We start from the raw sequence: 19279 nt of genomic DNA on the forward strand, positions 1-19279 counted from the left end.
TCCAACGGCGCATTCCTAAATGAACAAAAAACAGCCGGTTCAATACCGGCTGCAAACTATCCTATTTTTTGTTGATTTTATAAGTGGCTTAAATCATATAATGCTTTGGCGTAGATGGCTGTCGCTTTGATTAAATCATCGATTTCTATAAATTCATCAATTTGGTGAGAGCTATCTACCTTGCCAGGGAAAAGCGCACCGTAAGCCACCGCATTTTTCATTAACGTCGCATACGTCGCCCCGCCCGATGTTACAAGTGTGGGTTCATCCCCTGTAATCGATTGATAAGCCGACTGCAATGTTTTAATCATAGGTTGATCGGCAGGGATATAATGTGTAGGGAACTGCTGTGCATCGGCGATTGTAAAATGGCAGGTCTCCGCTTTTTTCGTGATCATTTCAATGGTATGTTGGGTATCATTATTTAAGGGAACGCGAATGTTCAACTGAATGGTACCGCCATCTGCATGATTGTATTTGAAAATGCCGGCATTGACCGTTAAAGGTCCGAGCACATCTTCACTGTATTGGATTCCCAGCTTTTCCCCAAAAGGATCTCTATATAGGCAGTTATCGGCAAATGTGATGAATGATTGGTCCCTACCCGCAAAACTTAATGTGTTTAAGAAATGCAGGCACTCCAGTCCGGCATTCACTCCATTTTGGGGTTCCATACCATGCACGGTTGTACCGTAAAGGGTTAAAGTAATCGTTTCATCGGACTTGCTGACCTCACCGTGCAGCGCCTGTTCCTTACAATAGGTTTTAAAACGATTCATAAGTTCCTCAGGTTGATTCGTTTTCATTTCAGCAGCGGCTTGTCCAGGTACCATGTTTCCCCTGTCACCTGAGGAAAAGTTAACTAAAATAGTTCCGTGTTGTTCTTCTTCACTGCCACTTAAAGTCAGTTTCACATTAATTTGCCCTTTTTCGGCATACACCATCGGAAATACATCATCAGGAGAAAAACCGTAAGTTGGCTCGGGCTCTACGTCAAGATAATGTTTCACACAGCCCATACCACTTTCCTCATCTGTGCCATAGATCATACGGATCTTCCTTTTTAAAGGAAGGCCAAGGTCCTTCAATATCTTCAACGCATAAAATGCAGCCATTCCCGGTCCTTTATCATCAATGGCACCGCGGGCATAGAGCTTTCCTTCTCGAACAGTTGGCTCATAAGGTGGCGTTGTCCACTCTCCGGGAGCTGGAACCACGTCGACATGGGCAAGTACCCCAATATATTCTTCAGACTCTCCCCATTCAGCAAACCCGGCAAAGCCGTCTAAGTTTTTAGTTGTAAACCCCTCATTCTGGGCTAATGCCAAAACATAATCCAATGCTTCGCCAATCTTTTCCCCCATTGGATATTCGGGAGTACTCGTTGTTAAATCCTTAACACTCGCAATACGCAATAAGCCTTCCAAGTCCTTTAAAAGATCACCTTTTCTTTTTTCCACTTCTGCCAGCCAATTGATTTCCATTACATCCCAACTCCCTTCTCAATTATATTGATTTTATCATTCAAAATCGCTTCCCTCACAGGTTATCTTATCAAGCTGTTTAAGGAACAGTTCGGTGTCACTGTATGGGATGTATCCGTGTTCCGGCACGGTTACTATGGCCTGTGAGGTAAAGACATCCGATCATTTTAGCCGGCTGTCTTTATTCAGCTATCATCTCCCGGTAGTTCAATAGCGCATATGCTAAATATCAATACACTTTAGTGTTCCAGGCTCATTTTGAAACATAAGTTCAAGATGATTTTTTATTGCATGAAGTTGATCTACAGCAGCATTGAACCTAATTGCAACATGATTTGGTACTCCGAGTACTTTGACTGTTGAGTCATCAAGGATGATCTCTACTGAGTCACTGCGTAAAATGATTTCTTTGATATCGCAGTAGCCTGAACACTCTTCTCCATTTATGGTGATATGCACTTTATCAAGCCCTAGAGCCTTGTCTTGGTCATCGCTCACTGTGGATCTCTGAAGAAGTATATATTCTTTTGTTTCAACTTCTTGATCGGCCAAACCAACTAGTACAACCTCTGCGTCTTCATCCACATTCGAATATATAAATTGGGCGTATTGAATGAACAAGGGTATCCCTCATCTTCCGCTAAATTTACGATGGCCTTGAACTATCGTTCCCAGATCGTTCACTGTACCTTGTATAACATTATTTAAAAAGTTCGTCGACCGGAAGACCGTCCAATACGATATCTACAATAAACGGTAGTTTTTTAATGAATTTATTCCACTTCATGCCTCCATAAGTGTACAGTTCTTCATGCTCGACATCAAAGCTCCCTAAACATTTTTGATCAGGGATCCAAATAACAAAGCCGGTGCTGTTATAGCCCTCAACATCTTTCGTTAAGTCCAGAAAAACCCTGCCCTGCCACTCTATAGGCTTAACGTCAAATATCGTTTCGAACACGATGTATTGTGCGGGACATGCCTCAGGAAGGTCCAAGCGACGATTTTCTGTTCCAAGCCACTTAATAATGTCAGATGGTAACCCCATTTTCTTGAGTTCTGCCGCCCGTTTATCCGCTTCATGCCAAATAGACGGTTCAAACTGCTTAATATACTCCATCATTTCTGTATTTTTATGCCGTTTCGCCTCCAGAAACGCACGATTCCCGTACTTATCCTTAATCGTCACGTCCGCGCCATGCTCCACCAAATATGTAACGATTTCAAAGTGATTTCCATTCGCAGCCATTTGTACAGGAGTTGTACAGTACGGAAAGACCTGATCCGGCCCATTGAAATTGACATCCGCTCCATGCTCGACGAACAAACGGACCATTTCGAATTTACCATCCCCAGATGCAGTTCGAAGAGCAGCCCCGCCATTTGATTTCAAATCGAAGCCCAGCTCAATTAAAGCACGAACACCTTTATAATTTTTAAAAGCAAGGGCTCTCCAGAGAGCGGATGTTTTTACATGATTCAGCGCATGGAGATCTGCTCCATGTGTTAAGAGTTTTTCGAAAATCGCCCTGTTCCCATATCGAGCGGCCGTGGTGATTACGGGTTCTTCTCTATCATTTATACTATCAATGCTGTAGCTGTCTAGAATATCGGAAGCCCAACTTATTCGGTTATATTCAAGTGCTTTCCCCAACACCTGAAACGGTAACACAGAGCCTGGGGGATATTTGTATTTTTCCAGCGTATCCATGAACTTACTGTAATCACCTTCCTTCAAATATTTTTGTACTTCTTCTAGAAAGTCTTTCATAAGCTCCCCCTTTTGGGCAATACCCATAAAAGAAGAAGCCGCAGCTTATGCGGCCCTTCATAAATATATGTTCTTGTGCTCTCTTGCTCTGCCGAAGTGTTCCCCCGCCTTCTGCAGCTGACCCGTCGCCTATGGCCGATCGAAAACCGCCCCTACTCTCTTCGCAGCGGAATTCGATAAGCGGCACCGCAATCGGCATCCGGGCTGTCTCGGTGATGCCCAATGCCGAACGGTTGTGGGCAAAAAGCGAGGAATGGATAGGGGCTTACATTTAAGATCTTGTCCTAGAGCACCCCTCAACTATAATCTTCAATAAGGATTAACTTATCTTCATATATTGCAAATACGGACCTTCCCTTTAGTTGTAATTTATCCCCCACCTTTAATCCGTTAGGCAAATCATGAGCTAATACGGCCTCGTAATTAATCCAGACTTCTATTCTGTCTTCATAGTAACCATAGTTAGTAACGGTCTGACATCGACTAGAGAATAACTGTGCAGATTTTTCTGCTATTTCTCTGAATTCATTTATTCCTTTAGTCTCAGAATTCAGTTCTCCATTTGCAAAATTTTTGAATACAACTTCCTGATGCAGGAGCTTTAGCATGCTTTCAGTATCAAACGAGTTATAAGCCTTAATGTAACTTTCGATGATTTCCTTGGCTTTATCGTTAATCATAATGGAGCTCCTTTCCATATGTGGAGATGGCCTTAATGAAAATACAAATAGCTCCTCGTCCGAAAGGGACGAGGAGCCGCGGTACCACCCTATATTAGAACATTCCGATAAAAGAAATGCTCTCACTTAAACAAATAACGGTAAAAAACCGGTACACCTCTACTCACCAAAAATTGGTTTCAAGGGACTGCTCCGGAGTGAACTTCATTCAATCCTTATCCCCAGAAACGCTCTCAGTCTTCGGCGTTCCCTCCCTGTAAGAAGGCATTGAATTACTTTTCTCCATCAAAGCATTTGTATTGTATGAAATTTCTTCCATTTTAACCCGCTAACATGAATGAGTCAATAACTGATTACAAAATGGGGTTGTCAATTGAATTGCCAGTTACGTCGACGGAAAAAGGCTACCGGCTAAGAAGGCTACCGTGGTGTCTTATTCCAGCTAAAGTTATCGTCGAGTTAGCGGTGCAGTTCACGCGGCGTTCTGCTCCCCGGTTATTGTATATCGTTCCTCGTTTGTTCAATGAATAGCTCTTCCTGCATCTATCATTGTAAAAACTCCAATAAACAACACAACTTTATATCCGTTTATCCTCTAAGTCGGTAGTAGTTCTCTGCATTATATAAGGGCCAATTCCAAAACTTCTCACCTTGACTCATGATGAATCTGTCAAACCACAATTCAAAGTTCATCATTAAGGGGCGTGCCTCATGAAAGTGTTCCGTATGCCCTTTAACCATTAAGTAATTATTGTTTCCTTCGTTATATGCATTTAAATTAATCACGATATTATCCTGATAAATATATGCGATTTTCAAATATCCTTCGTCTGGTTCCTCATATGTAAACTGGGCTATATCTTGCCAGGGATATAAATAGGCTTCACCGCCATATTGAGGATGATCAAATAAAGAACATCCATTACATATTGTGAGGAAATTATAATAATCTTCGGGGAGCTTGTACCCTAAGCCTTTTTGAAAACTTAATAAATCTTCTGCTAAGGCAGGGATGTTAAATTTACAAGTGGTCTTTGCTCTGTAACCTTCTTGTAACTGTATATCTAGTAATCCGTTCCCCTCGTGCAGCCTTTCTTTAAGGGAACAGATTGTCTTGTATATTACTTCTCCTTGTTTCATCTTAGTCCTCCTAAAGCATTACGTTAAAGGAGCGACTCCTTGATGGTGTTGTGGACAAATCCATCATACGGAGGCGCTCCTTTTTTGACAAAGCCGAATCATAATCCACTTATTACTCCTCCGTCAGCTCCGGAGCCTCAAATACTTGACGCAATTCAATCTGCCCCTCCCCATTTCCTTGCGGGTCCGGCATCCGCATGGCCCACTCGATGGCTTCTTCCCTCGACTTTACATCAATCAGAATAAACCCGGCAATCAATTCTTTTGATTCCGTAAAAGGGCCATGCGTCACCACCGGCTTTTCCCCTGGTTTCGGATAAGAGAGGCGAATCCCATTTGAACTTGGGTGAAGTCCTTTAGCCGCAACCCGCACGCCTACCTTTACTAATTCCTCATTGTACTTCGTCATGGCTTCAATGAGCTCAGAGCTCGGGAGCTTTCCGGCTTCCGAATTCTTCGAGGCTTTGACAATCATCATAAATAGCATCCAATCTTCCTCCTTATTGTTGAGTCACTCTGAATTTCATTAGCGGCTTCCTCTGAGATCCGTGAACTTGCTGTCCTAAATATATCCTTTAAGGAGACCTATAATTTCTTTTCGATTGCGCTGTTCTGGAAGTCTTGTTTGCTATTTCATTAACGGAGCCGAGTCTAGATCAGGTGGCCGGTTAGATATCCTTCATGATCGTTCAGTTGTACTCCAGCTGGAACAAGCTGTATACTTAATCGGCTTTCTTCCAGAAACCTGCAGTGGATTGTGAACATTTGAAGGGGATCAAAGACGTGAACAATGATCACTAGTGTATGTTCGTTCGTCCAAACTGCGGCCCCGTAGGATGCTGCTCCTATATCCATAAAAGGTTCCGACCCAGGAAGCCAAACGCCCAATCCGAACCGAAGCTCCGTAGGTTCACCGTTTTTGTAAAAAAGAAGCCCCGGCTCTGCTCCCTCCAATTCAAATTGACACGCTTCATAACCGTATGGATTTGGGTCCAAGATCCAGCTCCGGCCTGTAATATTCCGGGATAAGCGGGAATGCGCCTCTCCTTCCGGCATGAATAGCTTCAAAGAGGAAAGTCGGCTCTGCAGCGCTGTTTCCCCTTCCGGATCCGGAGCCTGCTGAATCGTTTCGTTCTCTCTTAACGACGCATAGATAGTTGACCAGAAGCAATCGAATATACGTGCTTGCCCATCCCTGTACTCAAGTGTATTCGCGGTGGTTACGAACACCAGCTCCTGATCCGGAAGAACGATGACCAGCTGGCCCCCCATGCCGAAGGCGCAATAGCCGTTGTTACGAATCCTCCAGAACTGATAGCCGTAACCTAACTTCCCGTCCAGCATCATCCGGGTGCCATAGGTGCCGATCCGGCTGCCGGTGCTGCGTTTCACCCAACCTTCGGGCAAAATGCGGACACCGTTCCAGATTCCATCCTGAAGATAAAGCTGGCCAAATCTGGCTAATGCATCTGTCGTGCAGCGGAGGCCGCTGCCTCCCTTGTTGATGCCAGACGGGCAGCTCTCCCACCACAATTCCCCCATACCGAGCGGTTCGAACAGCCGGGGCCGAACATAGTCAAGAACCGACATGCCTGTCACCTTTTGCAAAATCGCACACAACGTATGGGTCCCGGTCGTATCATAAGCGAAGCTTGTACCCGGCAGCTTGGAAGGAGGCGTATTGAGAAAGCATCGAACCCAGTCCTCCACCCTCGTGTCTGTGGACCTCGGATGAACCGTAGCCATGAGCAGCAGGTGCTCGACGGTCATCATCGACGTATAGGCATGTACTTCTCGTTCCAGTTTCTCAGGGAAAAAATCTACCACACGGTCCGTTAACTTCAGCAGCCCCTCGCCCATAGCAATACCTATTGCGGCGGATGTCACGCTTTTGCTTACAGAAAAAATAGGGTGCAAGTCGTTCGCTTGAAAGGGACTGTAGTAGCCCTCAGCCGCAATTCTTCCGCTCCGAACAAGCATGAAACTGTGCAGCGGTATCCCCAGTTCCTCCGCCTTCTCTACAAAGTCCAATACCGCTCCCGATGAAATCCCGGCCTGCCCGGCCGAGATTCGCTCCCACTGCTTTTGACCTTGATCCAACCGAACCAATCCCCTCTTTGAGCAATTCTTCCGACCAATAATCCCGTATACATCCAATCCACTGATGTGGAGATGGTCACTTTATTATGGGGCATAAAAACACAAAAAAGTTAATCTTTCATGCGCACTTTAGCTGTTCAATTCATTATTGTTGTCGGATTCTGACTATGCAAAGGACGCATGGACAGAGATACCACATACAGACCGAGTCATTGATACACATGCATCGAAACGCGACAGAGGATCTATGCAGTAACTTTGTTCCGTCCATCTCATCCTAAAATACCCAATTGAATGACATATTCTAGGCCCTCATTGTTCGGAGTATTGACTCCATACCTGATACCGTTTACAAACTATTAACTTGTACGAAATTCTAGCGAGATGTTACGATCTTCACGGAATTATTATCATGATTTGGGGGGTATTTCCTTTCCATGGTGAAGAAATCAAGGTTGTTTGTTTTTGCGTTGGTTCTGTCGCTGTCTGCTGGTTTTTATGGCACGCCTACGGCCTCGGCGCTTCCGCCGGGAACACCATCCAAGTCCACCGCCCAATCCCAGCTGAACTCCCTGACTGTGAAGTCCGAAAGCACCATGACTGGCTACTCGCGCGACAAGTTCCCGCACTGGACCAGTCAAGGCGGTGGCTGCGATACCCGCCAGGTGGTGCTCAAGCGAGACGCCGACTACTACAGCGGGAGCTGCCCCGTCACGTCCGGCAAGTGGTACAGCTACTACGACGGCATTACCGTGTACTCACCCTCTGAAATTGACATCGATCATATTGTGCCGCTGGCCGAGGCATGGCGTTCCGGTGCTAGCAGCTGGACCACTGAAAAGCGTCAGAACTTCGCCAACGACCTGGGCGGCCCGCAGCTGATCGCGGTGACCGCCAGCTCCAACCGGGCCAAGGGTGACCAGGATCCATCGACTTGGAAGCCGACGCGTTCCGGCGCCCACTGTGCGTATGCGAAGTGGTGGATCAATACCAAATACCGCTGGGGCTTGCACCTGCAGTCGTCGGAGAAGACCGCTTTGCAAAGCATGCTCAACACTTGCTCCTACTGAGTCCGTAGTGCGTCTGCAAGGTTTGCCAACCGTTGGCAGTACACTTGCAGCGCAGCCATCATAACCGAGAAGGGAGTCACCTGAATGGAAGAGAAGTCGTCAATCTTCATCGCAACCCACGGTGTGATGACCGTTGAGGTCGGCGTGATCAGCGGGGAACTCGAACTGCGTACGACCTGCGATGACGAGGGTGCCCTCACGCTCGCCATCACGTATGTCGGCGCCGAGGAGTGGTATACGCTGCCAGGTGAGCACTATCGCCTGCACGATCCGCGTGACCACGAAGTCGTCCACCGCATGCTCGTCACCGTACTAGAGCGCCCTTGAGACAGACTGACCCGCCGGTCCGGTAACTTAACAAGCGTTCTGCCGTGCGCCTGGCACGTTTGTCTGTGCTAGATACATTTACTCCACTTAAAAAGGGATGCTCTCCGACACCTAATCTGGAGAGCATCCCTTTTTTACGGCAGAACGCACGCAGTTTTCAACCCAGCGTCCCCCCTTCCAAGCCGGCATCGATGTCCGGAACGAGCCGGTCGTGCAGGTTCGTCTCGCTCATCTGGCGAATAATTCATATAGGTCCATTTACTTCTAAACGGAGAGGAGTTAGGTGGGGAACGAAATGCTACGAATCTGCCTTTTTCGAAAGGACTACCCGGGCCAATCAGAAGGGAGAGCAGCGATGCCGAAATCGAAAAGGCTCATGGAGCTCATGATGACGGTCAACCGTAAACGGAGGTTCAAGGTTCAAGAACTGGCAGACGAATTTGGCGTCTCCACGCGGACGATCCTGCGGGATTTGCAGGAACTGAGTGAGCTTGGTGTGCCGCTGTATTCGGAGGTGGGGCCGCACGGAGGGTATCAGGTGGTGAGGGAACGGGTGCTGCCGCCGATTGCTTTCACGGAGGGGGAGGCCGCTGCCATGTTTTTTGCCGTGCATGCACTTCGCCACTATTCCTCGCTGCCGTTCGATGCGGAATCTGCCTCGGCCTTGAGCAAATTTTATCTGCACATGCCGGGTGACGTTCGGGACCGGATCGATGGCATGAAAGAGCGGGTCGATTTTATAACGCCGGCGCGCCGGTCCGATGCCCTGTTCCTGGCCGCCTTGCTGGATGCCGCCGTAAAGCAGAAGGTGCTTGCGGTCTTATACGAATCGAAGGAGGAAGGCACGACCAGCCGTCGAATACAGCCGGTTTTCCTGTATGCGCACAACGGCTTCTGGTACTGTACGGCATATTGCTTTCTGCGCCAGGGCTACCGTCTATTCCGCTGCGACCGGATCCGCGATGCGGCGGACGATCCGACCGAGCCGCTTAAACTGAGCCATATTCGCCTGTCCCGGCACGAGGCAGAGTCACCGGTGGATGCCGTAAGGTTGAGAGCCGAGCTGACCCGCATCGGTACCCAGCGCTGCGAAGCCGAGCTCTGGCTCTCCCCCATGCTCCATGTGCGTGAGGACGGGACTGGGACGATTGATACGGACGTCAACCGGGGCGACATCCCATTTTATACCGATTTTTTCATTTCGCTGGGAGACGAAGTCAAGCTGACCGAACCGGCGGAATTGAAAGAATCAATCCGCAGAAGGCTGATCGAGCTGCTGAAGAAATATCAGGGGTGAAGACGGGATGGTCTTGCTTATTGCACCGTCCCGTCCCTCGCTTCGTCTCTTGGGGTAAAGATTTGAATCGTTATGCCAAACCGGTCCGTTACGATGCCTAAAGCTGGACTGAAGTACACTTCTTGCAAAGGCATGACCACTTGGCCGCCCTCCAGGAGAGCATCATAGAAGCGGGCCGATGTTTCGGTATCGGGGGTTGTAATGCAGATCTGCAGGCGATTACCGGTCTCATTCGGCTTGTCCGAAATCGAATCCGCAACAAACAATTCCGCCTCCCCGATTTTCAAAACAGCGTGTGCTACCCAATCTTTGGCGTGTGCCGGCAGCGGGTATGACGGATCCTCGGGTCCTTCACCGAACGTTTGCATAAATACAACTCTGGCCTCCAGCGCGGATTCGTAAAATTGAATCGCTTCCCTGGCATTTCCGTTCAGCATGATAAAAGGTGTAACTTGAAATGTCACGATAGAGCAGCTCCTTCATGTTTAGTTTAGCTCGGACTGCTGTGCCGGGCTCGAACTTTATTGTATCCCCTAATCGTGACAGATCTCGTCATAAACTTTTATGTTAGCTCTGTTATCGTGAGCCCGCGAATTACGCATTCCTTGGCAAAGTTATTTCGTATGAGGTATGATTCGTAAAAAAGATGCTTAAGCAGGTGATTGGGTTGGACATGAAATATTTGGAGACCTTCATAAAGGTGTGCGATTTGGGAAGCTATTCGGCCGCGGCCGAGGCGATGAATATCAGCCAGCCGGGCGTCAGCAAGCAAATTGGGCGCCTGCAGGCGAACCTCGGCGTTACTTTATTGCGGCGGGAAGACAATGGGATCAAGCTGACCGAGGCCGGACGAGAAGTATATTTAAGCGGGAAGAATATCCTTGCGATATGGAACAAGCTTTCGGATGCCTGCCACACTGTAAGCAGCCAGCTGTCGGGCCTTCTGCGCATCGGTGCCAGCACCATCCCTTCCAAACATCTGCTGCCGAAGCTCCTGATGCAGGTTAACTCCACCTACCCGCATGTGGAGCTGTCCGTCAACGTTGCGGATTCGCAGCATGTACTGGATTCGCTCTATCGGGGTTCGACGGATATTGCCTACGTGGGGACCAAACCCGAGCATCCCGAAGCTCATTACATTCCTATGGCAGCAGATAAGCTGGTTGTCATCTCCAACCGGCCCGAATGGTCGGACCGGGATTTACAAGACTGTCCGTTCATTCTCCGGGAAGCCGGCTCCGGCACGCGAACCGCCTTCGAGCAAGCCGTGTCCGCCATGGGGGTGATGCCGGACAGAGTGAAATGCGCCGCAGAGGTTAGCGATACCGGCCTGATCATCCAGTTGGTCGAAGCCGGAATGGGACTTGCCGTCGTCTCCCGTCTTGATGTTGAAAGCCTGATTCAGCAGGGGCGCATTAAGGTCGTGTATGAATTGCCGGCCGAGCGGCAATTTTACCTCGTATTTATGCGCGATTCATCCAGCCAAGCCCTTATTAAGGCCTTCGTGCAATTGGCAACAGCCCCAGTCTGACCACGGCAGCGTTTCAAGCTTACCCTGGCCGACCGGGACTTCGTCTCATAAAAGCTTTTTAAATAGGACCTCAAGCTCCGTTGATCGTTTTAGGGTATTGTAAATCGGGGACTTGGCAAGCGCATTCAAGCAAAAATCATCAAAAGCCTTGTCCTCAAGATCAACATATAAAAAAACAGTCACTGTCATTTTTCGGATAAACGGTTCTTCATCGTACCCTTTTACACCAATCATCGATAAAGGGTTTTCCAGAGAAAGGTGTAAAACTCCCTCAATTTCTTCAATAAGTGAGCCCCTTTTTTTCGACTGCTCCAAAAGTGACAAGAGGATGCTGCTTAACACGGATCCGGCGAAGTATTCAAGACTGCTGATGGGTTTGTATTCCGAATCAAAACTGATTTGGTTTTCGATCTGAAAACTGTTTTTATTCGTATAGATCTTCACAGAGGAGAGATCATTCGATGTTCCTCTAAACTGGATATCGAACATTTTGGACTCATATAAGGGGGTTGCTTCATTATTTGCCCGCTTCATGATATTTGCTCCTTAGGATGGAAGCCGCTTCCGTTAACGAACGTATTTTGCCGGAAATCGTCTCAAGCACATTGACAGGGCTGTTGGAGAAGGTAGCAAAGCCGCAGTCCGGATTCAGCCATAATCGCCCCATTGGAAGATAGGTCATGGCCTCTTCCACTCTAGAGACGATGGGGTCAACAGTCTCAATTTCATCCGTACGCGGATTGATTACGCCCAAACCAAGCGCCGTATGCTCTACAATCCTAGGATCGGCCAATAAGGAGTTCAGCTCCCCTGCCCTTGGCGTCGAGAATTCAAGGGTCAGCAGGTCCGGATTCACCTTGGCCAATAACTCAAGCAGCGGTGTATAGGGTCCGGTCAATAATGTACTTTCATTCTTGCTCCAGTTGCCTCTGCAGACATGCAGAGAGGCGACCGTCTTGGTCCGGTCGATATGCTCCATGATCTGTCCAATCAAGGAACCGGCAAATTCAAGCTCCTCTTTCGGATCCTTCCTCTCGGAGAGAGCCGCGCACATAAATGACCTTGGCTTTCCCTCTGTGAACACTACCTCGGTTAGTACCGGTTCATCGAATTGAATCACATCAACCCCAATGCTTACAAGGTTGTCTATCTCTTCCTTCAAGATCCTTATCACATCTTGCCCCAGCTCTTCCTTGCTCCCATATACCTTGCCGGAGAGATTAGGAAGCCACATCGACCGGGTGAGCAGATAGGGGCCCGGTAATGTGATCTTGACGGGTTTGTCGGTGAACTTCTTCAGGTTCAACAGCTCATCGGCGACAATACCCCCGTTGTACTGCAGCTTACCCACACAAATCGCATTTTTTATGCTCACGGCCGGAACATCAAGTGCGGTCAGCATGTCCTCGAACGCCTTTTTGTCATCCATATAATCGAGCATTTCACTCATGCTCATCATTTGAACGCCGCCGATTTTATCGGAAACGAAGGACACATAATTATCCCGTCCCAGCTCGCCGCTTGTGATGATATCAATCCCCAGATCCTCCTGCAGCTTGACGACTTTGAGAGTTTCCGCTTCAATCAGCTGGTTGAAGTCGCTGGATTCAATCATTCCTCTTCTCATCATTCGTAGGGCGCTTAGCAGCGCTTTGGATCTCGGCATGCTTCCGATTAAGGAAGTAGGAAATAACGGTAACTGCTTTCTCATGACTTTGCTCTCCCAAAGTGAATAGAAATAGTGAAAAGAGAAGTAGCGGAAACATCCACGCTTCTCTTTTTCAAGGGTTACTTATTCAAAAACTTCAGATAATCATTGGCTTCGCGCAGCTGCTGGAATCCGGTGATTCTGCCTTCAACCCATTCCTTCAGGCCTTCCATATCCATCATTTTCTGATGGGCTTCATTGGTATAGTCCATTCGATGAAGCACCTTCTGCCATTCCACGAACCTTTCTGTCGAGAAATCAGGATGCGCTGTGAAAATGCAGTGGTCAAACGACGCCGTCGTATCGATGCATGTCAACTGATTCTCATCCATGGTGCCATCCTTCTTCCAAGCTTCCCAGTTCAAGTCCAGCGTTACAGAGGCGTCAACCTCTCCCGCCATTAAGGCTCTCATGGCATCCAGTTCTCCTCCAACATGGTCTCCATGGAGACCAACGCCGATATCAAACCTTTTCTCCACATAGTCCGCACCATACTCAAGTCCATTCTTATGCAGGTGGTTGATTGGAATCAACCTTGCTTGGGGCGAATCTACAGCTCCAAAGCCGATCGTCTTGCCCCTCAGCCCATCGAGATTGGTAATGCCGCTGTCTTTCCGGACAACGAAGACCGTCTTTCTGTCTCTGTCCGTATCTCTCATAGAACCCATCTGGCATGTCCCATCGGTTCTTATATACGTATCCAGCCAGGCCAAAGGGGAATTCCAGGCGATGTCGATTTCCCGGTTCATCAAGCCGTCAACCTGTCCCTCATAATCCTTATAGAAGACACATTCGATTTCCAGCCCTTCTTCTTTGAAAAAATCAGCGATGATCCCCCAGATCACGGTAACCCGCGGATCATAAATAACCGCCCCGACTTTTATTTTCTCGTTACTCAACTGAGCTCACTCCCTTGTTTCATTATGGAATCATCTGACCCGTTAATGCTTTTCCAAGCCAAACAGACAGAACGTCCGCACTTGGAGCCATAATTTGACCCGCATAGGCGTCTCTCAACAGCCTTTCGAGCGGTAGTGCCTTATTGTAAGCTTTCCCCCCGCCGACTCTCATGGCAAGCCTTCCGCACTCGATGGCGGCTTCCGAGGCAAAGATTCGGGCCGACAAAATCTTGGCAAGGGCATCAGCTTCCCCGTTGGCACCTGCTCTGGCCGCTTCCATCGTGATTGCTTTGGCGGCAGATGCCTGCTTGTAAATATTGCCTATATGAACTTGGATGGTTTCAATATTGGACAAGGTACTTCCATCCGGATATTTCCGGTTCGCAGCATGGCCGGCGGCGATCTCGTACATATGCAAGGCCGTACCGCTGTAGATCGCACCCAGCCCTGTGATGAAGAATGGAGCGACTACATTGAATACCTGCTCCTGCCCCGAGCCTTCCGCTCCGATGCGGTGGGATGAATCCAGCGTTACATGATCGATATGCATGGGACATGACGAATTGCCTCTCATCCCTAGGCCCTGCCATTCTGACAATTCAAAAGATAAACCCTTGGATTCCAACGGGAACACCCAGTTGTTGATCTTTCCTTCCTCAATCGATGGCGCAAGAACAAGATAGTAGGACGCATAGGAGGCGGACGTCACCATGCTCTTCTTTCCGTTAAACGTTGTGTATTCCCCGTCAACCTCAGCCGTCATTTCCGTTATGTAAAAGTGGGTGCCCGACCCGAATTCACTGTACGCCAAAGCCAAGAACTTTCCGTTTTCGATAATGTCCGTGAAGATCTTCTTCTTCAGGTCGCCGCTTCCATGAGTGACCAAGCACATCACTGCAACATTATGCATCATATAGCAAAGCGCCGTAGTGGAGCAGGTCTCCGCGAATGCCAGACAAGCCTGGGCATGCTCCTCAAGTCCCTTGCCTAATCCGCCGTATTCTTCTGGAATTAGGAGTTTTAGAAAGCCTTGTTCACCCAGCTCCCTAAAAGATTCCTGAGGAAATCTTGACTCCCTGTCTGTCAGATCTGTGTAAGGTGCAATGTAGGCCTTTGCAAAATCCCTGCCTTCTTGATAAACGTGATTCATAACGTTCCCTTCCGTTCGCTAGAATTATTATTTGCCGTACACAGATCGGAATAAGCCGGAAAAGGCGTCTGCCTGCGGCTTCACAACTACGTATCGACAAGAACCATCTAAACAAATATATCATAAGCTTACTGTCAAATGATAGTTTTTCATGGTACTTATAACAGAATGGAATAAACGCAGCGGACATATCGGCTTAACGGGTCCACCAGTCAAAATGCGAAAAAAGGAGCTGCTGCGGCATGCTCCTTCGTTTGTATTTGTACGTTATTCAGGAGAGCGGCGATCAGGGCAACCGCCCAGGCCACCGCTATTTGGGTCAATACCAGGTTACCCGACTTTCGAAGCACGGCACGTCAGCGGGCAAGCCACCCGCCATCCACCGCCAGCGTATGCCCGTTGACGTAGTTGGACGCCTGCGATGCCAGGAATACGACCGGACCGGCCAGATCCTCCGGTGTACCCCAGCGGTCCGCCGGGATCCGTTCTTGAATGGAGCGGTTCCTGGCCTCATCCGCCCGGATCGGCGCCGTATTGTTCGTCGCCATATACCCCGGGGCAATGGCGTTGGCATTAATTCCGTGCTTCGCCCACTCGTTGGCCATTAAGCGCGTAATGCCCATAACGCCGCTTTTGCTCGCCGTATAAGAAGGAACGCGGATTCCTCCCTGGAAGGAAAGCATGGAGGCCACGTTGATGATTTTGCCTCCGGTTCCCTGCTTCATATACTGCCTTGCCGCTGCCTGACTAAAAAGAATACGGTCTTGAGGTTGATGTTCAGCACATCGTCCCAGTCTTTTTCGGTAAAATCGATGGCGTCCGCCCGGCGGATGATCCCTGGGTTATTCACTTAAATGAGTGCCACTCGGTATTGCACGTGTGCCGGGTGCTAGTCTTCGATGGCCTGATAGACCATGGTCCAGAAGTCTTGGATCAGATGCGCCGAATCCGAGGTGGACATCCCGACCTGGGTGAGCAGGATACCAGTGAGCTGTTTGTCCGGGTCGGCGTACGCCGAGGTGCCGCTTCCGCCGTCCCAGCCGAACTGACCGATGGAAGCGTAGTCGCCGCGGTAGGTGCGTACCGCCATCCCGAAGCCCCAACCGCCGTGCTGCCCTTGGCCATGCGACAAATGAACGTAGTTTTTTGCCAAGTCGTCCCGGAATGCTTGTTGTTCGGGCGTGAGGCGGTTGGTGGTCATCAGCTGGACGGCGGGCCGGGATAATATCCTCTCGGTCCCGTGCATCCCTTGGTTCAGCAGCATCCGTAAGAACGCGTGATAGTCGTCGACGGTTGAGAGCAGCCCACCTCCTCCGGCTTGGAACGCCGGAGGTTGGGTGTAGCGTCCGCCTGCGGCCTCGTCCCACACGTTGAACTCTCCGGTCTGCGGATCGGGGATATAGGCGGGTGGCAGCCGGTCAATCTTGTTGGCGGGCACGTAGAAGCCGGTGTCCTTCATCCCCAGCGGATCAAGGATGCGTTCGCGCAGGAACGTCTCGAATGTCTGACCCGTGACCCTGGCAACGAGCACGCCGAGCACTTCGTTGCTCAGGTGGTACTGCCACCGCTCTCCGGGCTGGTAGCTCAGTGGGAGTGTACCCAGGCGGCGCATCCACTCATCCGGCTCGGGCAGCACTTCTTGCGGCGTGTCGTATATCCCCGCCTCGAAGATCGCGTTCTGGATCGGGGAGCCCATCAACGTCATATCCATGCCGAGCCCGAACGTAGAGGTTAACAGGTCCCGCACGGTGATCGGCCGCCTAGCCGGCACGGTCTCGTCCAGCGGGCCGTCGGGTCGTTTCAGCACCTGCCGGTCGGCAAGCTCGGGCAGCCATTTGGCTGCTGGATCGTCCAGATGCAGCCTGCACTCATCGAGCAGGACCATTACCGATGCGGCCCCCACCATCTTGGAAGTGGATGCCATCCGGAAGATCGTGTCCCGGCACATAGGCGCGCCTCCGTCGTGACGCATCGTGCCGAGCGCTTCGACGTGCGTCTCGCCGTACCGGCTGACCAGGACGACGAGCCCAGGGATCTTCCCGGACGCGACATGCCGTTCCAGCACGTCGCGCATTCTGTGCAGCCCAGTTTCGGAGAAGCCTCTATTGCTTTGTCCCATTATCTTTTTCATTTGGTTTCCCTCACTTTACTTTTTTATCAGCCCAATGGATAGGGTTCTCACTCCTTCAATCAACCTCCATACTTGTAGGATAAATCATAATACTGTGACAGTCAAGGTAGTATTTGAAACATAATACATTATCTAAAAAAACACATGCAGATACCATCAAAAACGCAGCGCAATAAGACCCGGCCATTACGGCCCGGGTCTTATCTAAGGCTAAGGCATTCATCAAACAAACGGTTTATCATCAGGCAGCCGGTGTCAGGCTCGACGAACCGGTAGAGGGAGACTCCGCAGGTGAGTCAGCCCCTTCTGTCCGGTTACTCTTCGTTTATAAATAAATCCGGCAGGATATCGTAAATATACTGGTTCACCCAATTCCAGGCATGTGTGCCGCCATCGGCTACGATGAAGTAGAAATTTCCTTTATTCCTATCGGATGAATAGATGAAGGTGTCCGTTACTTGTTTCATCGCATCGATCTGAGGCTTCATATTCGGATACGCGATATCCAAGTTGCCTGTGGCACTGAAAATGTAGTAATCCTGCGGCGTATAACCGGACTCTCTTGCAGCACCCGCAAGATACTCCGCGGTTTCCACTGGCTTGCTGCCGCCGCCAGCTTGGCCCATTACCCAGCTGTCACCGCTTAACGGCACATAATACTTGATATACTCTAAGCAATGGACAAAAGTGTACCACGTCGTGACGGATCCCATGGAGAACCCGCCAAATGCCCGATGGGCTCTGGATGCTTTGATATCCTCCAAGCTTGCGGATTGGGCATAGGTATGATACTTGGTTTCCACTAACGGAATAATGTCTTTGATTAGTTCCTCGTGGAAGTAAGCGGGCTCATTTTTGCCGCCATAGAAGGAAGGCGTTACAACAATAAGCGGTTCAATGTCACCGTTTTCAATCATATGGTCGAGGATTTTCTTTAATTCTTTGCTCTGGCCGGGTCCGCCAAAGATCAGGTTCTCATTCTCGCCGCCGCCATGCATCAGATAAAGCACATTATATTTCTTGCTCGGATCGGAGGCATCATAACCATTCGGAAGATAAACGTTCAGTTTCTTCTCATCTGTACCCTGGGTCAAATTAGGTGTTTTGTACGACAGGCTTTCAATCGTTCCCGGTTTATTACTCTCCATCCGGTATGCATCCGGAACGGCTTTGAAATACTTCTCATTTGCCGCTTCTTCGGTCATTTCCAGCTTACCAACCGCATCCTTTAAAGCAGCATATTGTTCATCCAGCTGGCTTTGAGTGACTTTATCGGTAAGGAAAGCGCCTTCAGTTGTTTTAAACAGGGCATCCTTTACGATATTTGAATTCTTATAAAGCGTAAAATCCAGTCTCAGCGAGCTCCTGATCAAATTGAGGAGATCATATGGATTCTGTCCGCTGACGTCCCCCCTGGTCCTGCCGGCAAGCAGAATTTCACCGAATTTACTCGTATCATTCCAAGCGCTGCCAGATGAATCGAACAAATTAAGGCTGCCGATTCGCTCCGGTCCTTTGGCATCATTAATCTGCAGCTCGATGCCCAGCACCTTTCCATTCTCAGGTATGGCCTCGAGAGCAATTCTTGCCTCAACTACATATCCGCCTTCCACTTTTTTCGCAGCGGTATAATATTGCTCGGCATCTCCGTTGTCCACCGTCAGTACATTTTCATAGTTTGTGCGGATATGTAAATCATCCACCTGATATTCCTGTGTCTTGTCATTGTTCTCATCTAAGAATATTTCCAGTGAGTCTTGCATGTAATGCGTTCCGGATTGTACGGACAGGTGCTTATCTTTGACTTCCGCCAGGATGTAAAGCGCACGATCATCCCATAACGCTTTAAACGTCGCTGAAGTGCCGGGATCGACTGATCCGTGCTTCGGGGCAACCGCAGGCGCCTTCTTCCAGTCATGATCCACTTGACCGTCAATGACCGGCGATCCAAAATAGGCAACCATTCTTCCCTGGGGATCGAATCCATTCTT

General features: G+C 49.2%; 18 protein-coding genes, 1 pseudogene and 1 other annotated feature. Of the genes and pseudogenes, 4 read left to right on the plus strand and 15 right to left on the minus strand.

Translation table 11 applies throughout. From position 1 onward, the window contains the following. Positions 1-77 precede the first annotated feature (77 nt). From pepV to PM3016_RS18575, 7 genes are all read right to left on the minus strand, one after another. The gene (gene pepV / locus PM3016_RS18545; RefSeq protein ID WP_014370488.1) at positions 78-1484 is read right to left on the minus strand and encodes a dipeptidase PepV; all 1407 of its coding nucleotides are present in this window, start codon (positions 1482-1484) and stop codon (positions 78-80) included. 222 nt (positions 1485-1706) lie between these two features. After that, positions 1707-2105 (minus strand): Imm10 family immunity protein, encoded by a 399-nt coding sequence (locus tag PM3016_RS18550; RefSeq protein WP_041619170.1) that lies wholly within the window; start codon positions 2103-2105, stop codon positions 1707-1709. Between the two features lie 79 nt (positions 2106-2184). Next, positions 2185-3255 carry an ankyrin repeat domain-containing protein gene (locus PM3016_RS18555; protein WP_014370489.1) on the minus strand — a complete coding sequence of 357 codons (1071 nt, stop codon included), beginning with the start codon at positions 3253-3255 and terminating at the stop codon, positions 2185-2187. Between the two features lie 296 nt (positions 3256-3551). Continuing rightward, positions 3552-3935 (minus strand): nuclear transport factor 2 family protein, encoded by a 384-nt coding sequence (locus tag PM3016_RS18560; RefSeq protein ID WP_014370490.1) that lies wholly within the window; start codon positions 3933-3935, stop codon positions 3552-3554. A gap of 61 nt (positions 3936-3996) precedes the next feature. Further along, positions 3997-4233 (minus strand) — a binding site (T-box leader). A 290-nt stretch (positions 4234-4523) separates the two neighbouring features. Beyond that, the gene (locus PM3016_RS18565; RefSeq protein ID WP_014370491.1) at positions 4524-5075 is read right to left on the minus strand and encodes an SMI1/KNR4 family protein; all 552 of its coding nucleotides are present in this window, start codon (positions 5073-5075) and stop codon (positions 4524-4526) included. 112 nt (positions 5076-5187) lie between these two features. Next, on the minus strand, positions 5188-5562 hold the full coding sequence (locus tag PM3016_RS18570; RefSeq protein ID WP_014370492.1) for a YciI family protein: 375 nt from the start codon (positions 5560-5562) through the stop codon (positions 5188-5190). 164 nt (positions 5563-5726) lie between these two features. Further along, on the minus strand, positions 5727-7175 hold the full coding sequence (locus PM3016_RS18575; RefSeq protein ID WP_014370493.1) for a serine hydrolase domain-containing protein: 1449 nt from the start codon (positions 7173-7175) through the stop codon (positions 5727-5729). A gap of 437 nt (positions 7176-7612) precedes the next feature. Here PM3016_RS18575 and PM3016_RS18580 point away from each other — a divergent pair, with 437 nt between their 5' ends. From PM3016_RS18580 to PM3016_RS18590, 3 genes are all read left to right on the plus strand, one after another. Beyond that, positions 7613-8245 carry an HNH endonuclease family protein gene (locus PM3016_RS18580; protein WP_014370494.1) on the plus strand — a complete coding sequence of 211 codons (633 nt, stop codon included), beginning with the start codon at positions 7613-7615 and terminating at the stop codon, positions 8243-8245. An 84-nt stretch (positions 8246-8329) separates the two neighbouring features. Beyond that, a complete protein-coding gene (locus PM3016_RS18585; RefSeq protein WP_014370495.1) occupies positions 8330-8572 on the plus strand; it encodes a hypothetical protein in 243 nt (80 codons plus the stop codon). A gap of 355 nt (positions 8573-8927) precedes the next feature. Further along, positions 8928-9869, plus strand: a complete 942-nt coding sequence (locus tag PM3016_RS18590) for a helix-turn-helix transcriptional regulator (RefSeq protein ID WP_014370496.1) — start codon at positions 8928-8930, stop codon at positions 9867-9869. A 17-nt stretch (positions 9870-9886) separates the two neighbouring features. On the opposite strand, the gene PM3016_RS18595 is transcribed toward PM3016_RS18590, so the two are convergent. Then, positions 9887-10333 carry a VOC family protein gene (locus PM3016_RS18595; RefSeq protein ID WP_013918017.1) on the minus strand — a complete coding sequence of 149 codons (447 nt, stop codon included), beginning with the start codon at positions 10331-10333 and terminating at the stop codon, positions 9887-9889. A gap of 209 nt (positions 10334-10542) precedes the next feature. On the opposite strand from PM3016_RS18595, the gene PM3016_RS18600 reads away from it, so the two are divergent. Beyond that, positions 10543-11400, plus strand: coding sequence for a selenium metabolism-associated LysR family transcriptional regulator (locus tag PM3016_RS18600; RefSeq protein WP_238540556.1), 858 nt, complete (start codon positions 10543-10545; stop codon positions 11398-11400). Between the two features lie 45 nt (positions 11401-11445). Here PM3016_RS18600 and PM3016_RS18605 read toward each other — a convergent pair whose 3' ends face one another. From PM3016_RS18605 to PM3016_RS18635, 7 genes and pseudogenes are all read right to left on the minus strand, one after another. Further along, positions 11446-11934, minus strand: a complete 489-nt coding sequence (locus tag PM3016_RS18605; RefSeq protein ID WP_013918019.1) for an OsmC family protein — start codon at positions 11932-11934, stop codon at positions 11446-11448. After that, complete coding sequence (locus tag PM3016_RS18610; protein WP_014370498.1) at positions 11918-13111, minus strand: cobalamin-independent methionine synthase II family protein; 1194 nt, start codon at positions 13109-13111, stop codon at positions 11918-11920. Before PM3016_RS18610 ends, PM3016_RS18605 begins: the two co-directional genes overlap by 17 nt. A gap of 77 nt (positions 13112-13188) precedes the next feature. Further along, positions 13189-14007 (minus strand): phosphate/phosphite/phosphonate ABC transporter substrate-binding protein, encoded by an 819-nt coding sequence (locus PM3016_RS18615; protein WP_014370499.1) that lies wholly within the window; start codon positions 14005-14007, stop codon positions 13189-13191. Between the two features lie 22 nt (positions 14008-14029). Further along, entirely contained in the window at positions 14030-15157 is a 1128-nt protein-coding gene (locus PM3016_RS18620; protein WP_014370500.1) for an acyl-CoA dehydrogenase family protein, read from the minus strand. A 356-nt stretch (positions 15158-15513) separates the two neighbouring features. Further along, positions 15514-16007 (minus strand): annotated as a pseudogene (locus PM3016_RS18625) (SDR family oxidoreductase); the annotation flags it as partial. Positions 16008-16046: 39 nt separating this feature from the next. Continuing rightward, on the minus strand, positions 16047-17276 hold the full coding sequence (locus PM3016_RS18630; RefSeq protein ID WP_041619172.1) for a serine hydrolase domain-containing protein: 1230 nt from the start codon (positions 17274-17276) through the stop codon (positions 16047-16049). A 326-nt stretch (positions 17277-17602) separates the two neighbouring features. After that, complete coding sequence (locus PM3016_RS18635) at positions 17603-19252, minus strand: sugar-binding protein (protein WP_238540557.1); 1650 nt, start codon at positions 19250-19252, stop codon at positions 17603-17605. Positions 19253-19279: the final 27 nt, after the last annotated feature.

Origin of the sequence: Paenibacillus mucilaginosus 3016 (assembly GCF_000250655.1) — a bacterium.
GTDB classification, from domain to species: Bacteria; Bacillota; Bacilli; order Paenibacillales; family NBRC-103111; genus Paenibacillus_G; species Paenibacillus_G mucilaginosus.

Excerpts from the sequence above, each read along its gene's own strand:
- pepV (WP_014370488.1), bottom strand. The coding sequence starts at position 1,484 with ATGGAAATCAATTGGCTGGCAGAAGTGGAAAAAAGAAAAGGTGATCTT.
- PM3016_RS18555 (WP_014370489.1), bottom strand. The coding sequence starts at position 3,255 with ATGAAAGACTTTCTAGAAGAAGTACAAAAATATTTGAAGGAAGGTGAT.
- PM3016_RS18560 (WP_014370490.1), bottom strand. The coding sequence starts at position 3,935 with ATGATTAACGATAAAGCCAAGGAAATCATCGAAAGTTACATTAAGGCT.
- PM3016_RS18565 (WP_014370491.1), bottom strand. The coding sequence starts at position 5,075 with ATGAAACAAGGAGAAGTAATATACAAGACAATCTGTTCCCTTAAAGAA.
- PM3016_RS18570 (WP_014370492.1), bottom strand. The coding sequence starts at position 5,562 with ATGCTATTTATGATGATTGTCAAAGCCTCGAAGAATTCGGAAGCCGGA.
- PM3016_RS18580 (WP_014370494.1), top strand. The coding sequence starts at position 7,613 with ATGGTGAAGAAATCAAGGTTGTTTGTTTTTGCGTTGGTTCTGTCGCTG.
- PM3016_RS18585 (WP_014370495.1), top strand. The coding sequence starts at position 8,330 with ATGGAAGAGAAGTCGTCAATCTTCATCGCAACCCACGGTGTGATGACC.
- PM3016_RS18590 (WP_014370496.1), top strand. The coding sequence starts at position 8,928 with ATGCCGAAATCGAAAAGGCTCATGGAGCTCATGATGACGGTCAACCGT.
- PM3016_RS18600 (WP_238540556.1), top strand. The coding sequence starts at position 10,543 with ATGAAATATTTGGAGACCTTCATAAAGGTGTGCGATTTGGGAAGCTAT.
- PM3016_RS18605 (WP_013918019.1), bottom strand. The coding sequence starts at position 11,934 with ATGAAGCGGGCAAATAATGAAGCAACCCCCTTATATGAGTCCAAAATG.
- PM3016_RS18610 (WP_014370498.1), bottom strand. The coding sequence starts at position 13,111 with ATGAGAAAGCAGTTACCGTTATTTCCTACTTCCTTAATCGGAAGCATG.
- PM3016_RS18620 (WP_014370500.1), bottom strand. The coding sequence starts at position 15,157 with ATGAATCACGTTTATCAAGAAGGCAGGGATTTTGCAAAGGCCTACATT.
- PM3016_RS18630 (WP_041619172.1), bottom strand. The coding sequence starts at position 17,276 with ATGGGACAAAGCAATAGAGGCTTCTCCGAAACTGGGCTGCACAGAATG.
- PM3016_RS18635 (WP_238540557.1), bottom strand. The coding sequence starts at position 19,252 with ATGGTTGCCTATTTTGGATCGCCGGTCATTGACGGTCAAGTGGATCAT.